This window comes from Streptomyces sp. CB01201, assembly GCF_002803085.1.
Taxonomy (GTDB): Bacteria; Actinomycetota; Actinomycetes; order Streptomycetales; family Streptomycetaceae; genus Streptomyces; species Streptomyces hundungensis.
Genome location: NZ_NNBJ01000001.1, coordinates 224,524 through 243,004 on the forward strand (window position 1 = coordinate 224,524; position 18,481 = coordinate 243,004).

The window sequence follows — 18,481 nt, forward strand, 5'->3', positions numbered from 1 at the left end:
GACCCGTCCGTCACCATCCGCCCACTGCCTGCCCGCCTGCCCTCCCGTCCGCCCATCCGCCCGCCCGCCCAGCGCTCCGACGACTGCCCCGTCTCCGCCAACGAACACTCCACCGCCGCGACCTGACGCCCAGTCACGGACATCACCCCCCAATCAACCCCCCATCACTCTCGCCCCTCCACCCCCACGAGGTAGGACGACATCATGCCCCTGCCAACCGCCTCCGCCCGGCGAGCGTTTCCGGTAGGGCTTGTTGGACTCTGTTGGGTGTGACGCGGTAACGGTTGTCTGGCATTGCGTCAAAACCCTTGACGGCGCCCGGAGTTGACGGTGTTATCCAAGCCTCGCGTTTGGTTGTGTTGGGTTGCACCCCGGAGGAGGGGGACATGGCGCAGTCATCGTTCAATGGTCCTGTAGCGCTCGAAAGCGTGGCAGGACATCGGATGTCTCGGCGGAATCTTCTGCGGGGTGCGGCGATGGGCGCCGGGGCGGTCGCGCTGCCCTCGCTGCTCGCGGCGTGCGGCAGTGGGCCCGGGGGTGACACCAAGACGATCCGGCTGGGCTCGAATTCGTCGGACGCCGTCCCCAAGAAGGCCTTCGCCGACGCGTTCGCCGCGTACGAGAAGCAGTCCAAGGAAGGCCGCAAGATCAAGGTCAACACCGTTGACCACAACACCTTCCAGGAGAACATCAACCGCTATCTCCAGGGCAAGCCGGACGACGTCTTCATGTGGTTCGCGGGCTACCGCATGCAGTTCTTCGCGCAGAAGGGGCTGCTGTACGACATCAGCGACCTCTGGACCGGATTCCAGGGCTTCTCCGACGCGCTGAAGGCGCAGTCGACCGGCGCGGACGGCAAGCAGTACTTCGTGCCGTACTACTACTACCCGTGGGCGGTCTTCCACCGGGCCAGCGTCTTCACGCAGCACGGCTACACGGCGCCCAAGACCTTCGACCAGTACGTGGACCTCGCCAAGCAGATGCAGAAGGACAAGCTCGACCCGATCGCGTTCTGCGACAAGGACGGCTGGCCCGCCATGGGCACCTTCGACTATCTCAACATGCGCAGCAACGGGTACGAGTTCCACAAGAGCCTGATGGCCGGGAAGGAGGCGTGGACCGACAAGCGGGTCAAGGACGTCTTCGACAGCTGGCGCCGGCTCCTCCCGTACTGCCAGCAGGGCGCGAACGGCCGCACCTGGCAGGAGGCGGCGCAGAGCCTCCAGAAGAAGCAGTCCGGCATGGCGGTGTTCGGACTGCCGCACGTGGGCCAGCAGTTCCCCAAGGCCGAGCAGGACGACATCGCGTTCTTCCCGTTTCCGGAGATGGACCCGCAGTACGGGCAGGACGCGGTCGAGGCCCCCATCGACGGGTTCCTCCTCGCCAAGAACGCCAAGGAACTGAAGAACAAGCAGTCCATGCAGAGCGCCAAGGACCTGCTCACCTGGCTCGCCACGCCCAAGGCGGAGGACGTCTACCTCGCGGGCGACCCGAACAACATCGCGGTCAACAGCGGCGCCGACACCTCCGCTTACAGCCCGTTGCAGAAGAAGGCGGTCGAGCTGGTCTCCGGGGCCAAGCAGATCTCCCAGTTCCTGGACCGCGACACCCGGCCCGACTTCGCGTCCACGGTGATGATCCCGGCCATCCAGAAGTTCATCGGCAACCCGAAGGACGTGGACGGGCTCGTGAACGACATCGAGCGCCAGAAGAAGAGCATCTTCGCCTCGGAAGGCTGAGGGCCGAGGGCCGCAGCCCGCCCCGCTCCGCTCTTCCAACCAACCCGCTCCCGTTGCGACTTGGAGTACTCAGCCGTGGCGCTCACCACCGCGCGGCGCGGTGGGCGACGGGGTCCCAGGCGGTTCACCGCCCGCGATCTCCTCGTCCTCGGCGTGCTGCTTGGTCTGCCCGTCCTGCTCGACATCGCCATCGTGTGGGGCCCGACCCTGGCCTCCGTCGTCCTGTCCTTCACCAGCTGGGACGGAGTCGGTCCCGTCAAGTGGGTCGGCACGCGGAACTACACCGACCTCTTCACCAACTACCCGCCGTTCTGGCCGGCGGTCCGGCACAACCTCATGTGGCTGGGTGTACTCGGCTTCGTGGCAACGCCGTTCGGTCTGCTGCTCGCCGTGCTCATCGACCGGGGCGTGCGGTTCAGCCGCTTCTACCAGTCGACGCTGTACATGCCCGTCGTCCTCTCCCTCGCCGTCGTCGGCTTCATCGCGCAGCTCGTCTTCTCCCGGGACCAGGGCGCGCTGAACGCCCTGCTCGGCAACACGGACCACCCGACCGACTGGCTCGGCGACCCCAGCCTCAACATCTGGATGATCCTGCTGGCCGCGGCCTGGCGGCACACGGGGTACGTGATGATCCTGTACCTGGCGGGTCTGAAAGCCGTCGACCCCTCCCTCAAGGAGGCCGCGGCCATCGACGGCGCGAGCGAGCGCCAGACCTTCTTCCGGGTCGTCTTCCCGACACTGCGGCCGGTCAACGTGATCGTCGGGGTGATCACGGTCATCGAGTCGCTGCGCGCCTTCGACATCGTGTACGCCGTCAACCACGGGCGCAACGGCCTCGAAGTGCTCTCGGTACTCGTGACCGACAACATCATCGGCGAGGCCAGCCGCATCGGGTTCGGCTCGGCGATCGCCGTGGTGCTGCTGACCGTCTCCCTCGGGTTCGTCATCACGTACCTGGTCCAGGAGATCCGAGGGGAGAAGAACCGATGACCACGACCTCTACCGCGTCCCCAACTCTCGTACAGCAGCAGCCCGTTGGCGCCGGACGGCATCGCGTGCGGCCGGGCCGCCTGGGTGTGCACGCGTTCCTCATGGCCGTCTCGCTCGCCTTCCTCGCCCCGCTGCTGCTCGCCGTGTACGCATCGCTGCGCCCGTACGAGGAGACCTCGCGCGACGGCTACTTCTCCCTCCCCAAGCACCTCTCCTTCGCGTACTACAAGCAGGCGTTCAGCGACTCGGGCATGACGAAGTACTTCGTCAACACCCTGATCATCGCGGTGCCGGGGGTGGTGCTCGTCCTGTTCTTCGCCGCGTTCGTGGCGTTCGCCGTGTCCCGCCTCCAACTGCGCGGCAGGGTGGTCCTGTTGATGCTGTTCACAGCGGGAAACCTGCTTCCGCAGCAGGTGATCGTGACCCCGCTGTACGTGGTGTTCAACCGTATTCCGCTGCCGTACTGGATGTCGGACTCGATGACGATGTTCGACTCGTACTGGGCCGTCATCGCCGTCCAGGTGGGCTTCCAGATCGGGTTCTGCGTCTTCGTCCTCGCCAGTTTCATGCGCACCCTCCCGCAGGAGATCCTGGAGGCCGCGATCGTCGACGGCGCCGGCGTGTGGACTCAGTACTGGCGGATCACCCTGCCCCTGTGCCGCCCGGCTCTGGCGGCCCTGGCCACCCTCCAGTTCACGTGGATGTACAACGACTTCCTGTGGGCCCTGGTCTTCATGTCCGACGGCGACAAGCTCCCCATCACCTCGGCCCTGAACAACCTGAGGGGGCAGTTCTTCACGGACTACAACCTGCTGGCGGCGGGCTCGGTCATCGTCGCCCTGCCCACCCTGATCGTGTTCCTGCTCCTGCAACGCCACTTCATCGCGGGGCTCACGCTGGGGTCCAGCAAGGGGTGAGCGGACCGGGACGGTGCCGGTGCCGCTCCGGACATGTCATCGGTCATGGCCGGCGCCCGTAGCCGAGGAGCCGTTCCAGCTCCGTCCCGGCGTCCTCGCTGCCGGCATCCGAGAGCCGTTGCAGCTCGTGCAGGTCGCGCCGTTCGACGGCGCGCCGGGTCAGCAGTCGCCCCGCCTGCTCGCTGCCCTCGTCGAGCAGTTCCGACAGCTCGTCCAGGCGGTCGCCTGCGTCGGCGAGGTCGGCGAGACGGTCCAGCGCCCTCTCGTTGCCTTCGTCCGCAAGCGCGCGGAGGACATTTTCAGGGAACTCGTGATCGGCCATGGGAGTAGCCTGCGGCCTTGCCCCAGGGGCAAGGTCAAGCACGATGATGGGGGATGCTCACGATCGGACAGCTCGCCCAACAGGCAGGCGTATCGACCAAAGCCATCCGCGTCTACCACGCCAAGGGCCTACTGCCCGAAGCCGACCGGGACGCCTCCGGATACCGTCGCTACGACGCGCAGGCGATCATCGACCTGACCCGGATCGTCACCCTTGCCCAAGCCGGTGTCCCGCTGGCCCGCGTCCGGGACGTGCTGGACGCCGACGCCGACCGGGCCGCAGAGGAGCTCGACCGGATCGACGCCGAATTGTGCACGGGCATTCGCCAACTCCAGCAACGCCGGGCCCGGCTGCGCCATCTCGACCGGCCCGAGCGCCTCTGCCTGCCTCCCGAGGCCGTCGAATTCATGGACCGGCTCCGTGCCATCGGCCTGTCCGAACGCCACGAGCACGCGATCCGTGACGGCTTCATCCTCGGCCACGCCCTCGCCCCCGACCTCACCCGCGCCATCCTGCCCTCGCGCACGGCCCTGTTGGTCGACGCCGAGTACGTTGCCGTCCTGCGTGGCTATGACGCCGCCATTGATTGGAGCCCGGACGATCCCCGGCTCAAAGGGCTTGCCGACGCGGCGACCCGGATCGCCCTGCGCATGACGCTGGTCTCCGACCTTCCGGGCTTCGACCGTGTGCCACCGGGGACCGTCAGCCTCCTCACCGGGCACCTCGGCATCGACAGCCCCGCCTGGGCACGCCTCGACCAACTCATCACCCGGCAGCTCGCGACGGCCACGTAAGTCCCCGTCACTGCCACGGAAGCCCACCCGACCGCTGCCGACGTCCGCACTGCCGCCACCGAAGGCCGCCCCCCCACTCGGACGAACCGTTGGCGCGCTCGCCCAACCGTGTCCGTCCCCGGATGCGGGCGCGGACGTGGGCGTCGACGTAGACGCGGTCATGTGGACCATAGCCGCAGGTCAGACACATCGGCCACGGGTTTTCATACGCATTGCCGGCGGCTGCGGCGGGCAGATCGAAAATCCCTGGCCCATCCGCTTCCCCGCGGTCAAGCTGCTGTCGACAGCCCACCTATCGGGAGCAGCAGTGATCGACCTCGACCGTCTCATTCCGTCCGCGCGACTGGCCTCCGCCGTCGCCGCGGGGCACGTGGTGCGCAAGGCGCATCCCGAGCTGCCGCTCTCCCTCTACTCGTACAGCAGGGCGTGCCAGTACGAGCAGGCGTGGGACGAGGTCACCACACGGTGCCGCGGGCTCGTCGTGGACGACGAGCGGGGGGTGGTCGTCGCGCACTGTCTGCCCAAGTTCTTCAATGTGGGCGAGCACAGCGCCGGCCGGCACTACGCGCCGCCGCTGCCCGACGAGCCCTTCGAGGTGTTCGACAAGGTCGACGGGTCGCTGGGGATCGTGTTCCACTACGCGGGGCGCTGGCGGGTCGCCTCCCGGGGGTCGTTCACGTCCGGGCAGGCAGCCTGGGCGGGCGCCTGGCTCGACGGGCGGGACACCGGAAAGCTGCGGCCCGGGGTGACGTACCTCGCGGAGATCCTCTACCCGGAGAACCGGATCGTGGTCGACTACGGCGGCCGGCGCGACCTCGTGCTGCTCGCCGCGTACGAGTCGACGGGCGAGGAGATCGCGCTGGACCGGGCCGCCGAGGACTGGGCGGCCGTCGGGTCGGTGGCCCGGTCCTGGCCCGCGGTGCCGCTCGCGGAACTCCTGGCGCGCACCGGCTCCAACGCGCACGCCGACGGCCGCGAGGCCACCGGCACCGACGCCGAGGGCTATGTCGTCCGGTACGCCTCCGGGCTCCGGGTCAAGGCGAAGATCAGCGAGTACGTGCGGCTGCACAAGGTGCTGACCGGCATCACCGAACGCGACATCTGGCGCTTCCTCGGCATCCGCCGGTTCGCCGGGCGGGACCCCAAGCGGGTCGCGCAGGCGATCGGCTGCGGGTCCGGCGAGATCGCCGCACTCACCGCGGACGGCGCCGACCCGCTGGAAGTTATGCTTCAGCAGGTCCCCGACGAGTTCGACACCTGGGTGCGGAGCGTCGCGGACCGCCTGGACGCCGAGGCCGCCGAGGCGGCCCGGCTGGCCGCCGAACGGTTCGCCCAGATCGCCCATCTCGCCCAGGACCGGGGCGCGTTCGCCCGCGCCGTCCAGCGAATCCCGGACCGTACCGTACGGGCGTCCGTGTTCCAGCTGCTCGACGGCCGGGACATCGACCTGCTGATCTGGCGGTCCGTCAAGCCGACGGCCGCCGACCCGTTCACGAACGACGAAGAAGGCTGAACCCCGCCATGCCCACCGTGCACGTCATGACCGGACTGCCCGCCTCCGGCAAGACCACCGCCGCCCGCAAGCTCGTCGCCGACTCCGACGGCCGGTGCCGTCGCGTCAACCTCGACGACCTGCGCGCGATGTTCGACGACGCGGGCGTCCGGCGCGAGCGGTCGCACACCGCCGAGCAGAGCGTCCTCGCGGTGCAGGACGCGGCGGTGCGCGAGACGATCGCCGCCGGGTTCGACGTCGTCGTCGACAACACCCATCTCACCTCGCACATCCCCAAACGCCTCAAGGCGGCCGTGGCCGGGCGGGCCCGCTTCGTAGTGCACGACTTCACGGACGTGCCCGTCGAGGAGTGCCTGCGCCGCGACGCGGCCCGTGCGAACCCCGTCGGCGAGGACATCATCCGGCTGCTCGCGGACAAGCACGCCAAGGCGGTGCGGGGCGGCTGGCGTCTGACGGACGCCTGGATGAACGACTCCGTCGTGCTCGCCGAGGTCGAGCCGTATGTGCCGGACACGTCCCTGCCCGGTGCGGTGATGTGCGACATCGACGGCACGCTCGCGGTCAACATCGGCCGGAACCCGTACGACTTCACGCGTTGCGAGCAGGACGGCCTCAACGGCTCCGTCCGCGACGCCCTGATCGGCTTCCGGCAGGCGCACGGGGACACGATCGTCCTGCTGTCGGGCCGGGGCGAGGAGTACCGGCCCCAGACCCGGGCGTGGCTCGCGGCGCACGGCGTGCCGTACGACGAGCTGTGGATGCGGCCGGCCGGTGACGGGCGGCGCGACGACGTGGTGAAGGCGGAGCTCTTCGACGCCCATGTGCGTCACCGGTTCCACGTACGGGTCAGCCTGGACGACCGCGACCGGGTGGTTGCCGTGTGGCGCCGTCTCGGGCTGCCCACCTGGCAGGTCAACTACGGTGCTTTCTGAGGGAGTTCGAGCCGGACGAGTCCCTATGACGCGTCGTGGAAGACGAGGCCGAGGGTGCGCCGGCGGCCCGAACGTACGGCGCTGACCCCGTGCCGCACCGGCGCGGCCGACCAGCCGCGCCGGGAGGCCACCGGCCGGTCCCGGGTGGTGAAGATCAGCCCGTGGCCCTGGGGAACCAGGGTCGCGGTGCCCCGTGACTGGGCGCGCGGGCGCTGCTCGACCAGGAGGAACTCGCCGCCCGTGTAGTCGGTGCCGGGCGCGTCCAGGCCGATGACGACCTGGAGCGGGAAGACCGCCTCGCCGAACAGGTCGCGGTGCAGGGCGTTCCAGTCGCCGGGACCGTACCGCAGGAGGATCTGCGCGCACTTGGCCTGCCCCGCCGCGTGGCAGTGGGCCAGCCACTCCTCCAGGGTGTCGGGCCAGGGGGCCGGCCGCCCGAGCCGCGCGGCCCAGTCGCGGGCGATCGGAAGCAGCAACGGGTAGAAGGCGGCCCGCAGTTCCCGCACGAGGCCGGGCAGCGGCTCGGCGAAGTAGCGGTACTGACCGGATCCGAAGCGGTAGCGGGCCAGATCGACGGTCGAGCGGAACCGTTCGGTCCGGTCGTAGCCGTCGGCCAGGGACCGGCACTGGGCCGCGGTGAGCAGCCGGTGCGTGGGCGCGCAGCCGTGGGCGTCGAGTTCCTCGACGATGCCGGGCCAGTCGCCGGCGCCCACGCGCTCGGCGGTGCGGGTGCTGGACATGGGGACCCTCCGATGTGCGGGGCGGCGGGCGTGGAGCCCGGGCCCGAGCGGTGCGATACATCGAGGGTGGCCCGTGGTGTGCGCCGTGACCGGCGGGAATCGGACGTCGCACCACGGCGGCCGGGGGACCGGCCGCCCGGGGCGTCAGACGGCGGGCTCCGGTGCGGGGCGCGGAACGACGACCAGGAAGGCGTCGCTCTCCAGGTCCATCACGACCTCGGCCGCCAGCCCCTCGTTCCTGCGGTCCCGCGCGAACTCCTCGGCAGGCCAGTGGCCGCGCGGACCGCCCGCGGGAAAACGTTCCAGTACTGTACGACGCATTTTTCGCGCCCCCTTGTGTCTCTTTCGGCACTCGCACAACGACATCCGCGCCGTCGGCGTTACGGCCCCCCGTGACCGGTGCCCGTACCTCAGGACGCCTGCGGGGGCTCACCGGTGGCACCCCGCAAGCAACAGCCCGGCCACAGTTGTGTGCGCGATCAAGGACGGTCGAGGACGGCCCGAGCCCCGCGCGGGGTTTCCGTGGCAGGGTGTTGCGGGCAGTCCACTGGGGGCTACGAAGAGGGGGAACCGTGATCGTCTGGGTCAACGGCGCATTCGGCGCGGGCAAGACGAGCACCGCGCGCGAGCTGATCGACCTGATCCCGAACAGTACGTTCTACGACCCCGAGGTGATCGGCGGGGCGCTGCGGCAACTGCTGCCGCAGAAGCTGCTCGACCAGGTCGGCGACTACCAGGACCTGCCGATCTGGCGGCGGCTCGTGGTGGACGGCGCGGCCGCACTGCACGCCGAGGTGGGCGGCGTCCTCGTGGTGCCGATGACGTTGACGCGGCAGGAGTACCGGGACGAGATCTTCGGGGGGCTCGCGGCCCGCCGGATTCCGGTACGGCATGTGCTCCTCACCCAGGAGGAAACGATCCTGCGCGGGCGGATCGCGGCGCGCGTGGAGATCCCCGACGATCCCGAGGCCGACGAGCAGCGGGTCCGCACCTGGGCCTACGAACACATCGAAGCGTTCAAGGAGGCGCTCGGCTGGCTGACCGCCGACGCGTACGCCGTCGACAACGGCACGCTCACCCCGCGCGCGACCGCCGAGCGCATAGCCGACGCGGTCCGCTCCGGTGCGGCCCGCGTCTGCGACATCGTGCAGACCCCCGAACCCACCGCCGAGACGCTCGCCGCCGGGGTGCTGCTCTTCGACGAGGAGGACCGGGTGCTCCTCGTCGACCCCACGTACAAGCCCGGCTGGGAGTTCCCCGGCGGTGTGGTCGAACGGGGCGAGGCCCCCGCCCGGGCCGGGGTGCGCGAGGTGGAGGAGGAACTCGGCGTCCGGCTCGGCCGGGTGCCCCGGCTCCTGGTCGTCGACTGGGAACCACCCAGACCGCCCGGCTACGGCGGTCTGCGGCTCCTGTTCGACGGCGGACGGCTGGAGGGCGCACGGGCCGGCGAAGTACTGCTGCCGGGCGCCGAACTGCGCGGCTGGCGCTTCGTCAGCGAGCAGGAGGCGGCCCAACTCCTGCCGCCCGCCCGCTTCGAGCGGCTGCGCTGGGCACTGCGGGCCCGGGAGCGGTCGACCGTGCTCAACCTGGAGGCCGGAATCCCGGTCGGCTGAGGCCCGCAGGACGGCCGGCGCGTTCACAGTCGGCGTGTTCACGGCCGGCGTGTTCACGGTCGGCGTGTTCACAAGGGGGGTGGGGCGGATCGCCGCACCCGAAGCAGGCGGTGTCCGCGGCGAGCGCGCCCGCCGAGGACACCGCGCCGAAGGGGTCGTGATCCCTGCGGCGGACGTACGCCGCCGACGAGGTCCGCCGCAGGGATCCGCGCTCCGGGCGATGTCCGGCCGAACGCTCGACGCCCGGCCGGCTCCGCCGTCAAGGAGGGCTCAACTCCGCTTGGACTCCGCGTAGTTGACCAGGAAATGCGCCTCCGCGACCGACAGGCGCTCCAGCTCCTCGGGGGACACGCTCTCGTTCACGGCGTGGATCTGCGCCTCGGGCTCGCTGAGACCGATCAGCAGGATCTCGGCCTGCGGGTAGAGCGCGGCCAGCGTGTTGCACAGCGGGATCGAGCCGCCCATGCCGGAGGACTGCATCTCCTCGCCCGGGTAGGCCACCGCCATCGCCTCGGCCATCGAGGTGTACGCCGGGCTGTTGATGTCCGCGCGGAACGGCTGGCCCTGGCCGACCTGCTCGAAGGAGACACGGGCGTTCCACGGCACGTGCTTCTCGATGTGCGCGTACAGCAGCTTGGTCGCCTCGGCCGCGTCCTGGCCGGGCGGCACCCGCAGGCTGACCTGCGCACGGGCGGTCGCCGGGATGGACGGCGTGGCGCCGGCGACCGGGTGGCAGTCGATGCCGACGACCGTGACGGCCGGGCGGGCCCAGATGCGGTCGGCGACGGTGCCGGTGCCGGGCAGCGCCACCCCGTCGAGGACCTTGGCGTCCTGGCGGAACTCGCCCTCCGGGTACCGAAGGCCGTCCCACGCCGAGTCGGACGGCAGGCCCTCGATGACGGTCTGGCCGTGCTCGTCGCGCAGCGAGTCCAGAACGCGGATCAGCGCGGCCAGCGCGTCCGGGGCCGCGCCGCCGAACTGGCCCGAGTGCAGGTTGCCCTCCAGGGTGTCGATCCGTACGCGGATCATCGTCATGCCGCGCAGCGTCGCCGTCACCGTGGGCAGGCCGACCCGGAAGTTGCCCGTGTCGCCGATCACGATCGCGTCCGCCGTGAGCAGCTCGGGGTGCGCCTCGGCGTACTGCTCAAGGCCGCCGGTGCCCTGCTCCTCCGAGCCCTCCACGATCACCTTGACGGTGACCGGGACCCCGCCGCCCGCCTTCAGGGCGCGCAGCGCGAGCAGATGCATGATGAACCCGCCCTTGCAGTCCGCCGCGCCGCGGCCGTACCAGCGGCCGTCGCGCTCGGTCAGCTCGAACGGCGGGGTCAGCCACGCGGACTCGTCCAGCTTCGGCTGCACGTCGTAGTGCGCGTACAGAAGCACGGTGGGCGCGCCCTCGGGGCCGGGCAGCAGGCCGTAGACCGACTGGGAACCGTCGGGGGTGTCCAGCAGGGCCACGTCCTGGAAGCCCTCGGTGCGCAGCGCTTCGGCCACCCAGTTCGCGGCGGCCTCGCACTCACTGCGCGGCGCCACCGCCTCGTCCGCCACCGACTGGAACGCGACCAGCTCCGTCAGCTCCGCCTTGGCTCGGGGCATCAGCGCTGCGATGGTCTCGGCGATCGGATGTGCGGTCATGGGCACGCTCCTCGTGGGTGCGACGTTGTAAGTACGGACACACATTGATGTATGCGCGTGTACGACGGAGATACGGCCGATCCTCCCACAGCGGGCCGGGACGGTAGGGCGGGGCTACTGCCCCGTAGGATGCGGACGTCAACACGAGCCACTGGTCGGACGGGGAGCAAAGGCACATCGTGAGCAGCGAGAACACAGACGCCGGGACGGACGGACCGCTGGAGGAGAACCAGGGCGAGCCCAACGCCGAATCGGTGACCGGGCCCATCGAGGGGCCCGTCTGGGACGTCGTCGTGGTCGGCGCCGGGCCGGCCGGAGCCTCGGCCGCGTATGCGGCGGCCGTCGCGGGGCGCAAGGTGCTGCTCCTGGAGAAGGCCGAGCTGCCCCGCTACAAGACGTGCGGCGGCGGCATCATCGGGCCGTCGCGCGACGCCCTGCCGCCCGGCTTCGAACTGCCGCTCCAGGACCGGGTGCACGCGGTCACCTTCTCCCTCGACGGGAAGCTGACGCGTACGCGCCGGTCCAAGAAGATGCTGTTCGGCCTGATCAACCGGCCGGAGTTCGACGCCGGCCTGGTCGCCTTCGCCGAGAAGGCGGGCGCCGTCATCCGCACCGGTGCCACCGTCTCCAAGGTCGAGCAGCACGGCTCGGCCGTGCCCGACCGGCGCACCGTCGCCGTGGTCCTCGCCGACGGCGAGACCGTGCTTGCCCGGTCCGTGGTCGGCGCCGACGGCAGCGCCAGCCGCATAGGGGCGCACGTCGGTGTGAAGACCGAGCAGGTCGACCTGGGCCTGGAGGCCGAGATCCCGGTCCCGGCGAGTGTCGCCGAGGACTGGAAGGGCCGGGTCCTCATCGACTGGGGCCCCATGCCCGGCAGTTACGGCTGGGTCTTCCCCAAGGGCGACACCCTGACCGTCGGCGTGATCTCGACGCGCGGCGAAGGCGCCGCCACCAAGCGCTACTTGGAGGACTTCATCGCCCGGCTCGGCCTCGCCGGGTTCGAACCGGCCATCTCCTCCGGGCACTTGACGCGCTGCCGCAGCGACGACTCGCCGCTGTCCCGCGGCCGGGTCCTGGTCTGCGGTGACGCGGCGGGCCTCCTGGAGCCGTGGACGCGGGAGGGCATCTCCTTCGCGCTGCGCTCGGGCCGCCTCGCCGGCGAGTGGGCGGTACGCATCGCCGAGTCGCAGGACGCGGTGGACGCCCGTCGGCAGGCGCTGAACTACGCCTTCGCCATCAAGGCCGGGCTCGGTGTCGAAATGGGCGTGGGCCGGCGGATGCTGACCCTCTTCGAGAAGCGCCCGCTGCTGCTGCACGCCGCGATCACCGGCTTCCGCCCGGCGTGGCGGGCCTTCGCGGACATCACCCGCGGCGCCACCACCCTGGCCGGCCTGGTGCGCAGCCACCCGATGGCGCGGCGCGCGCTGGACGCCGTCGACCGCTGACCCGCACGGGCGGGGCCGGAGCCGCTCCGGGTCCGCCCGGCGGTGCCGGCCGCCGCCCCGCCACCGCGCCGCGCGCCGGGTTCCACGGGCGGGCGCGGGACCCTTGACGTCCGCCCGCGCGGGGCGCTTTCATCCCACAGTGGCCCGGACCGCCGCGCGGTCCCGCCGCCAGAGGTGCGCCCAGCCGGCAGGGCCCCGACCGGGGTCCCGGGCCGGCCCGAGTCGCCAGGGCCGATACGCGGGCCCGAGGCGGGGACGTACCCGCGAGGGATGGAGCGGACCGTGCCCGCCGACCCGAACCGCGCCGCCACCGCTCCGCCCCGCTCGCCCCGGGACCGTGCCATCGCTGCTCCGCCCAGCGCGTCCCGGGACCGTGCCTCCGCTGCTCCGCCCAGCTCGTCCCGGGACCGTGCCACCGCTCCGCCCAGCTCGTCCCGGGACCGTGCCGCCACCGCTCCGCCCCGCTCGTCCCCGGACCGGGCCGCCGGCGCTCGGCCCCGCTCGGCACCGGACGGCTGCCTCGCCGGTGTGTCCCGCCGGGCCCCCGACCGCTCCGCTTCCCCGCCCCTGGCCCGCCCCCTTCCCGTGCCCTCGCTCCCACATCCCGCCCCCGGCCGCCGCGCGGTCCTGCGGGCCGGGGCGGGCTGTGCGCTGGGCGCGGTCGCGGCACCGGTCCTCACGGCCTGCGGATCGTCCGGCGGGGACGGGACCGGCCCCGACGGCAAGGTGGGCGTGGAGCTGTGGCACGGGCAGACCGACACCCTGAAGCAGTCCATCGAAGCCCTGGTCGCCGAGTTCAATCGCACCCACCCCACGATCCACGTCGACCCCGGCGGGGGAGCCACGGCCGATGTGATGCTCCAGAAGGTGACCGCCGCGCTCGCCTCCGGGTCCTACCCCGACATCGCCTACGTCTTCGGCTCGGACATCGCGAGCATCGCCCGCAGTCCCCGCGTCCTGGACCTCACCAGCGCCCTGCGTGCCCCCGGCCCCGTCCCCTGGAACGCCTACTGGCCCTCACTGCGGGAAGCCGTGACCATCAATGGCAAGGTGCGGGCCGCGCCCGCCCTGGTCGACTCCCTCGCGGTCATCTGCAACACCCGCCTGTTCCGGCGCGCGGGGCTCGCACTTCCCCAACCCGGCTGGTCCTGGGCCGAGTTCATCGACACCGCCCACCGGCTCACCGACCACTCCCGGGGTGTCTTCGGCACCGGCTGGCCCGGCGTCGGAGACGAGGACACCACCTGGCGGCTGTGGCCGATGGTGTGGGACCTCGGCGGCGAGATCATCGCGCCGGACGGCAGGAGCATCGGTTTCACCGAACAGGGTCCCCGGGCCCTGGAGACCGTCGCATCGCTCGCCACGGGCAACACCGTCTACGTCGACCCCAAACCGGGCAGCGCCCAGCTGTACCAGGTGTTCCTCTCGGGGCGCATGGGCATGGTGCTCGGCGGCCCCTGGTCGCTGCCGGACATCGTCGCGGCCAAGGTGGACTACACCGTCGTCCCCCTGCCCTCCTTCAGCGGCCGCCCGGTCACCATCTCGGGCCCCGACACCTGGACCGTCTTCGACAACGGCTCCGCACGTTCCAGGGCCGCCGTCGAGTTCGTACGCTGGCTCAACGCGCCCGCGCAGGACGTCACTTGGGACATCGGAGCGGGGAGCCTGCCGCTCAGCACGCAGAGCGCGCGCCTACCCCGGTGGCTCGACCACTCCGCGGCGACCGTCGGGCTCCCGGAGTTCACCAAGGCCCTGGAGTCGGCCCGGGTGCGCCCGGTGCACCCGGCCTACCCGGCGATCTCGCAGGCGGTCGGCGAGGCCGTCGTGAGGATGCTGCTCGGCCGTTCGTCCCCGGAGCGGGCCATGCGCGACTGCGCCGAGAAGGCCGACGCCGCCCTGCTGATCCCGCGCTGAACCCGACCCCTGGCCGAACCCGACCCCTGGCCGAACCCGACCCCTGGCCGAACCCGACCCCGCGCCGAAGCCGATCCCCGACCGGAAGGGCCCGAGATGCGAACCACCGGGCAGCGCACCCCGCGCCCGCTCACGCTCGACCCGGACCCGGCGCGCGACCCGGACCGGGCAGCCCGCGTGGCCAGGCGCCGCCGGGCGCGCGGCGAGACCGCGACCGCCTGGGCGTTCGTCGGCCCGGCCGTCCTGGTGATCATCGGGCTCGGCGTCGTGCCGCTGCTGTGGTCGCTGCTGCTGTCGTTCCGCGCGGACGACCTGGTGACGCCGGGCCGCTGGGTCGGGCTCGACAACTACCACGCTCTCACCAAGGACCCGGCATTCCGCACCGCCGTGAAGAACACCCTCGTCTACACGGGCGTCTACGTCCCCCTGAGCCTGGCCGCCGGTCTCGCGCTCGCCCTCGCGCTGAACCGGCGGATCCACCTCGTCGGGCTCTACCGCACCCTGGTCTTCATCCCGTTCGTGGTCTCCGCCACCGCCCAGGGCGTGCTGTTCTCGTTCATCTTCGACCCGGACTTCGGCGTCGCCAACGCGCTCCTGCACCACATCGGGATCTCTCCGCAGGGCTTCCTCGACGACCCGGGCCAGGCCCTGTCCGTCCTGCTGCTCATCTCCCTGTGGAGCGGCATCGGCTTCTGCGTCATCGTCTATCTGGCCGCCCTCCAGGACCAGCCCGCCGAACTCGTCGAATCGGCCCGCCTCGACGGGGCCAACCGGCGCCAGGTGCTGCGCCATGTCACGCTGCCCTCGCTCACCCCGGTCACCGTCTTCCTGGTCCTGTGGCAGTTCATCACCGCGCTCCAGGTGTTCGACCTCGTCTACGTCACCACCAAGGGCGGTCCGCTGGGAGCCACCACCGTCATCGTCTACTTCGTGTGGGAGCAGGCCTTCCAGAACTTCACCGCCGGATACGGCGCCGCGGCGGCGTATGTCCTCGCGGTCGGCCTGATCGCGGCGGCCGTCGTCCTGCGCCTCTACCGGCGCCCTCGCGGACGTACGGCGTCAACAGCCTTATTGGACAACGGTGTTGAGCACGGGGGAGGAGTGAGTCGATGAGCGCGTCCGCCATGACCACCGTGGGGGCGGCCGTCGCCGTGGACGCCCGCGATCCCGGAACCCGGCGACGACGACGGCTGCCGTTCAGTCCGTGGCACCTCCTGCTCGCGCCGCTCGCGGCCGGCTTCGCGCTGCCGCTGGTGTGGCTGATCGTCAGTTCCGTGATGAGCGACGCCGAGATCAACCGCTTCCCGCCCGCGCTGTGGCCGCACGGCATCGACCTCGGCGGGTACCGGTACGTCCTCGGCAACGCGATGTTCCCCCGCTGGTTCCTGAACTCCTGTGTCGTCGCGGCCGTCGCCGTCGCCTCGAACCTCGTGCTGGGCGCGCTCGGCGGCTACGCCTTCGCGCGCATGCGGTTCGCGGGGTCCCGCCTGCTGCTCGGTCTGATGCTCGCGACGATGGCGGTGCCGTTCCAGCTGACCATGATCCCCACGTTCCTGGTGATGAAGTGGCTCGGGCTCATCGACACCCTCGGTGCCCTCATCGTGCCGTCGCTGGTCACCCCGTTCGCGGTGTTCCTCTTCCGGCAGTTCTTCCTCTCCCTGCCGAGGGAACTGGAGGAGGCGGCCTGGATCGACGGCTGTTCGCGGCTGCGGGTCCTCGTCTCGATCGTGGCGCCGCTCGCCCGCCCGGCGCTCGCCACGGTCGCGGTCCTCACCTTCCTCACCACCTGGAACGACCTCTCCTGGCCGCTCATCGCCATCAACCACGACGCGCAGTACACCCTGCAGCTGGGCCTCACCACGTTCCAGGGCCAGCACCACACCAAGTGGTCGGCGGTGATGGCGGGCAATGTCATCACGGTCCTTCCGGTGCTGCTCGCGTTCCTGTTCGCGCAGAAGACCTTCATCCAGTCGCTGACGACGAGCGGCCTCAAGGGCTGACGGTCGCGGCGCCGAAGGTCCGGCGGCCGCACACCTGCGGTCGCCGTCGTCCGAGCCGTCCGGGAGGACACGCATGACCGAGACCAAGATCGCCTTCATCGGCGCGGGCAGTGTGGAATTCACCCAGGGCCTGCTCGCCGACCTGTTCGCCTTCCCCGAGTTCGCCCGTGCCCGCATCGCGCTCCACGACATCGACCCCGAACGCCTCGCCACCAGCGAGGCCGCGGCCCGCCACATCGCGGCCGAGCGCGGCGCCGAGCCCCGCATCGGCGTCCACCCGGAGCGACGCGCGGCCCTTGAGGGCGCCGACTTCGTCATCAACACCGTCCAGATCGGCATGAGCGAGGCGACCCGCACCGACTTCACCGTCCCGGCACGCTACGGACTGCGCCAGACCATCGCGGACACCCTCGGGATCGGCGGCATCTTCCGCGCCCTGCGCACCTTCCCGCTGTTGCGCGCGCTCGCCGCCGACATGGCCCAACTCTGCCCGGACGCACTCCTGTTGAACTACACCAACCCGATGGCGATGAACCTGCTCTATCTGCACCGGGTGGCGCCGGCGCTGCGGGCCGTCGGCCTGTGCCACTCGATCCACTGGACGATGCACGACCTGTCCGCCCTGATCGGCGTCCCCTTCGAGGAGGTGTCCTACCTCGCGGCGGGCGTCAACCACCAGTCCTGGGTGCTGCGTTTCGAACGCGCGGGACGGGACCTGTATCCCCTCCTCGACGAGGCCATCGCCAAGGATCCCGAACTGCCGCGCCGGGTACGCGTCGACATGTACCGCAGGCTCGGGCACTATCCGACCGAGACCAGCGAACACTCCTCGGAGTACGTGCCCTGGTATCTGCACCACGACGAGGAGATCGAGCGGCTGCGGCTGCCGGTCGGCGCCTACCTCGACATGACCGAGGAGAACCTGGCCGCCTACGCCCGCACCCGGGACGCGCTCGCCGCGGGCCGTCCGCTCCCGGTGGAGGGGACCATGGAATACGCCCCGCAGATCATCCACAGCGTCGTCACCGGCACCCCGCGCAGGGTCTACGGCAATGTGCCCAACCGCGGCCTGATCGACAATCTTCCGGCCGACGCGGTCGTCGAAGTCCCTTGCCTGGTGGACGAGTTGGGCGTTCAGGCCACCGCGGTCGGTGCGCTGCCGCCGCAGTGCGCCGCGCTCAACCGGGCGTATCTGTCGGTGACCGACCTCGTGGTGCGGGCCGCCGTGCTGGGGGAGCCGCGCCACATCCGGCACGCCGCGATGTGCGACCCCGCGACGGCGGCGGCGCTGCCCGTCGAACGGATCTGGGAGCTGTGCGACGACCTGGTACGGGCCCATGGGCCCTTGCTGCAACCGGAGTTGCGGGTGCTGCTCGGGGGTTCGGGCGGGGTCACGGGGTGATGGTGATCCGGAAGACCGGGTGGTCGGGGGCGATCCGCCGCAGTTCCGCGTCGCTGGAGTCGGGTCCGACGCCGTTGAAGAAGACGCCGACCTCGGCCTTCCAGCGCTTGAGGTAGGCGCGCAGCAGGGCGGGCTTGTCGTCGTCGGCGACCTCGACGGCGGTGAACGCCTCGGCCGCCCTGCCCAGGCGCAGCTCGCCGCCGCCGGCCGCCCGCATGTTGTGCGTCCACTGGACGTGGCCGCGCGGGGCGACCAGGAACTGCTCGCCCTCGAAGGTCAGCAGGTTGACGGGGGTCGTGCGCCATTCGCCGCTCTTGCGGCCACGGACCGCGAGGACGCGCGAGCCCCAGACGCTGATGCCGCGACGGGTCATCCACGCCACCGCCCGGTCGAAGACATTGACCGTGAACCAGCCGGGCTTCTGGACGTGAGCGGAAGCGGACATGGTGTTTCTCCCCTGACTGTTGCGAGAGCGGTGCTCTCGTTCATGAGCAGTGTGCACCGGAGACGCGCTCCAAAGCAAGA

Annotated in this window: 17 protein-coding genes; 12 read left to right on the plus strand and 5 right to left on the minus strand. The window is 71.0% G+C overall.

The features are described 5' to 3' along the window. Positions 1 to 443: 443 nt before the first annotated feature. The 3 genes from CG740_RS01080 to CG740_RS01090 all read left to right on the plus strand — a co-directional run bounded on the left by CG740_RS01080 (position 444) and on the right by CG740_RS01090 (position 3,646). A complete protein-coding gene (locus CG740_RS01080) occupies positions 444 to 1,739 on the plus strand; it encodes an ABC transporter substrate-binding protein (protein WP_100572951.1) in 1,296 nt (431 codons plus the stop codon). Positions 1,740 to 1,814: 75 nt separating this feature from the next. After that, entirely contained in the window at positions 1,815 to 2,729 is a 915-nt protein-coding gene (locus CG740_RS01085) for a carbohydrate ABC transporter permease (protein ID WP_100572952.1), read from the plus strand. Further along, positions 2,726 to 3,646, plus strand: a complete 921-nt coding sequence (locus CG740_RS01090; RefSeq protein ID WP_100572953.1) for a carbohydrate ABC transporter permease — start codon at positions 2,726 to 2,728, stop codon at positions 3,644 to 3,646. Before CG740_RS01085 ends, CG740_RS01090 begins: the two co-directional genes overlap by 4 nt. A 43-nt stretch (positions 3,647 to 3,689) precedes the next feature. Here the strand turns inward: CG740_RS01090 and CG740_RS01095 are convergent, their stop codons facing one another. Continuing rightward, positions 3,690 to 3,968 (minus strand): hypothetical protein, encoded by a 279-nt coding sequence (locus CG740_RS01095; RefSeq protein WP_100572954.1) that lies wholly within the window; start codon positions 3,966 to 3,968, stop codon positions 3,690 to 3,692. Between the two features lie 53 nt (positions 3,969 to 4,021). Between CG740_RS01095 and CG740_RS01100 the strand changes: the two genes are divergently transcribed. From CG740_RS01100 to CG740_RS01110, 3 genes are all read left to right on the plus strand, one after another. After that, on the plus strand, positions 4,022 to 4,762 hold the full coding sequence (locus CG740_RS01100) for a MerR family transcriptional regulator (protein WP_100572955.1): 741 nt from the start codon (positions 4,022 to 4,024) through the stop codon (positions 4,760 to 4,762). A gap of 307 nt (positions 4,763 to 5,069) precedes the next feature. Then, complete coding sequence (locus tag CG740_RS01105) at positions 5,070 to 6,275, plus strand: T4 RnlA family RNA ligase (protein WP_234375976.1); 1,206 nt, start codon at positions 5,070 to 5,072, stop codon at positions 6,273 to 6,275. An 8-nt stretch (positions 6,276 to 6,283) separates the two neighbouring features. Continuing rightward, entirely contained in the window at positions 6,284 to 7,207 is a 924-nt protein-coding gene (locus CG740_RS01110) for a phosphatase domain-containing protein (RefSeq protein WP_100572956.1), read from the plus strand. Between the two features lie 23 nt (positions 7,208 to 7,230). Here the strand turns inward: CG740_RS01110 and CG740_RS01115 are convergent, their stop codons facing one another. Together CG740_RS01115 and CG740_RS40195 are read right to left on the minus strand one after the other, a co-directional pair. After that, positions 7,231 to 7,947 (minus strand): 2OG-Fe(II) oxygenase, encoded by a 717-nt coding sequence (locus CG740_RS01115; protein ID WP_100572957.1) that lies wholly within the window; start codon positions 7,945 to 7,947, stop codon positions 7,231 to 7,233. 144 nt (positions 7,948 to 8,091) lie between these two features. Next, entirely contained in the window at positions 8,092 to 8,268 is a 177-nt protein-coding gene (locus tag CG740_RS40195) for a hypothetical protein (protein WP_167155607.1), read from the minus strand. 251 nt (positions 8,269 to 8,519) lie between these two features. Here CG740_RS40195 and CG740_RS01120 point away from each other — a divergent pair, with 251 nt between their 5' ends. Beyond that, positions 8,520 to 9,560: an NUDIX domain-containing protein gene (locus CG740_RS01120; RefSeq protein WP_100572958.1), complete on the plus strand. Its 1,041-nt coding sequence runs from the start codon at positions 8,520 to 8,522 to the stop codon at positions 9,558 to 9,560. A 270-nt stretch (positions 9,561 to 9,830) separates the two neighbouring features. On the opposite strand, the gene CG740_RS01125 is transcribed toward CG740_RS01120, so the two are convergent. Further along, positions 9,831 to 11,195 (minus strand): dipeptidase, encoded by a 1,365-nt coding sequence (locus CG740_RS01125; RefSeq protein ID WP_100572959.1) that lies wholly within the window; start codon positions 11,193 to 11,195, stop codon positions 9,831 to 9,833. A 218-nt stretch (positions 11,196 to 11,413) separates the two neighbouring features. Here CG740_RS01125 and CG740_RS01130 point away from each other — a divergent pair, with 218 nt between their 5' ends. The 5 genes from CG740_RS01130 (at position 11,414) to CG740_RS01150 (ending at position 17,956) form a co-directional block, all read left to right on the plus strand. Beyond that, a complete protein-coding gene (locus CG740_RS01130; RefSeq protein ID WP_376207715.1) occupies positions 11,414 to 12,640 on the plus strand; it encodes a geranylgeranyl reductase family protein in 1,227 nt (408 codons plus the stop codon). Between the two features lie 585 nt (positions 12,641 to 13,225). Then, a complete protein-coding gene (locus tag CG740_RS01135; protein WP_234376057.1) occupies positions 13,226 to 14,554 on the plus strand; it encodes an ABC transporter substrate-binding protein in 1,329 nt (442 codons plus the stop codon). A 96-nt stretch (positions 14,555 to 14,650) separates the two neighbouring features. Further along, complete coding sequence (locus CG740_RS01140; protein WP_100572962.1) at positions 14,651 to 15,667, plus strand: carbohydrate ABC transporter permease; 1,017 nt, start codon at positions 14,651 to 14,653, stop codon at positions 15,665 to 15,667. Then, on the plus strand, positions 15,664 to 16,554 hold the full coding sequence (locus tag CG740_RS01145) for a carbohydrate ABC transporter permease (protein ID WP_376207481.1): 891 nt from the start codon (positions 15,664 to 15,666) through the stop codon (positions 16,552 to 16,554). Before CG740_RS01140 ends, CG740_RS01145 begins: the two co-directional genes overlap by 4 nt. 73 nt (positions 16,555 to 16,627) lie before the next feature. After that, positions 16,628 to 17,956 carry an alpha-glucosidase/alpha-galactosidase gene (locus tag CG740_RS01150; RefSeq protein ID WP_100572963.1) on the plus strand — a complete coding sequence of 443 codons (1,329 nt, stop codon included), beginning with the start codon at positions 16,628 to 16,630 and terminating at the stop codon, positions 17,954 to 17,956. Here CG740_RS01150 and CG740_RS01155 read toward each other — a convergent pair. Then, the gene (locus CG740_RS01155) at positions 17,946 to 18,401 is read right to left on the minus strand and encodes a nitroreductase family deazaflavin-dependent oxidoreductase (protein WP_100572964.1); all 456 of its coding nucleotides are present in this window, start codon (positions 18,399 to 18,401) and stop codon (positions 17,946 to 17,948) included. The two genes, CG740_RS01150 and CG740_RS01155, sit on opposite strands and share 11 nt — an antisense overlap. Positions 18,402 to 18,481: the final 80 nt, after the last annotated feature.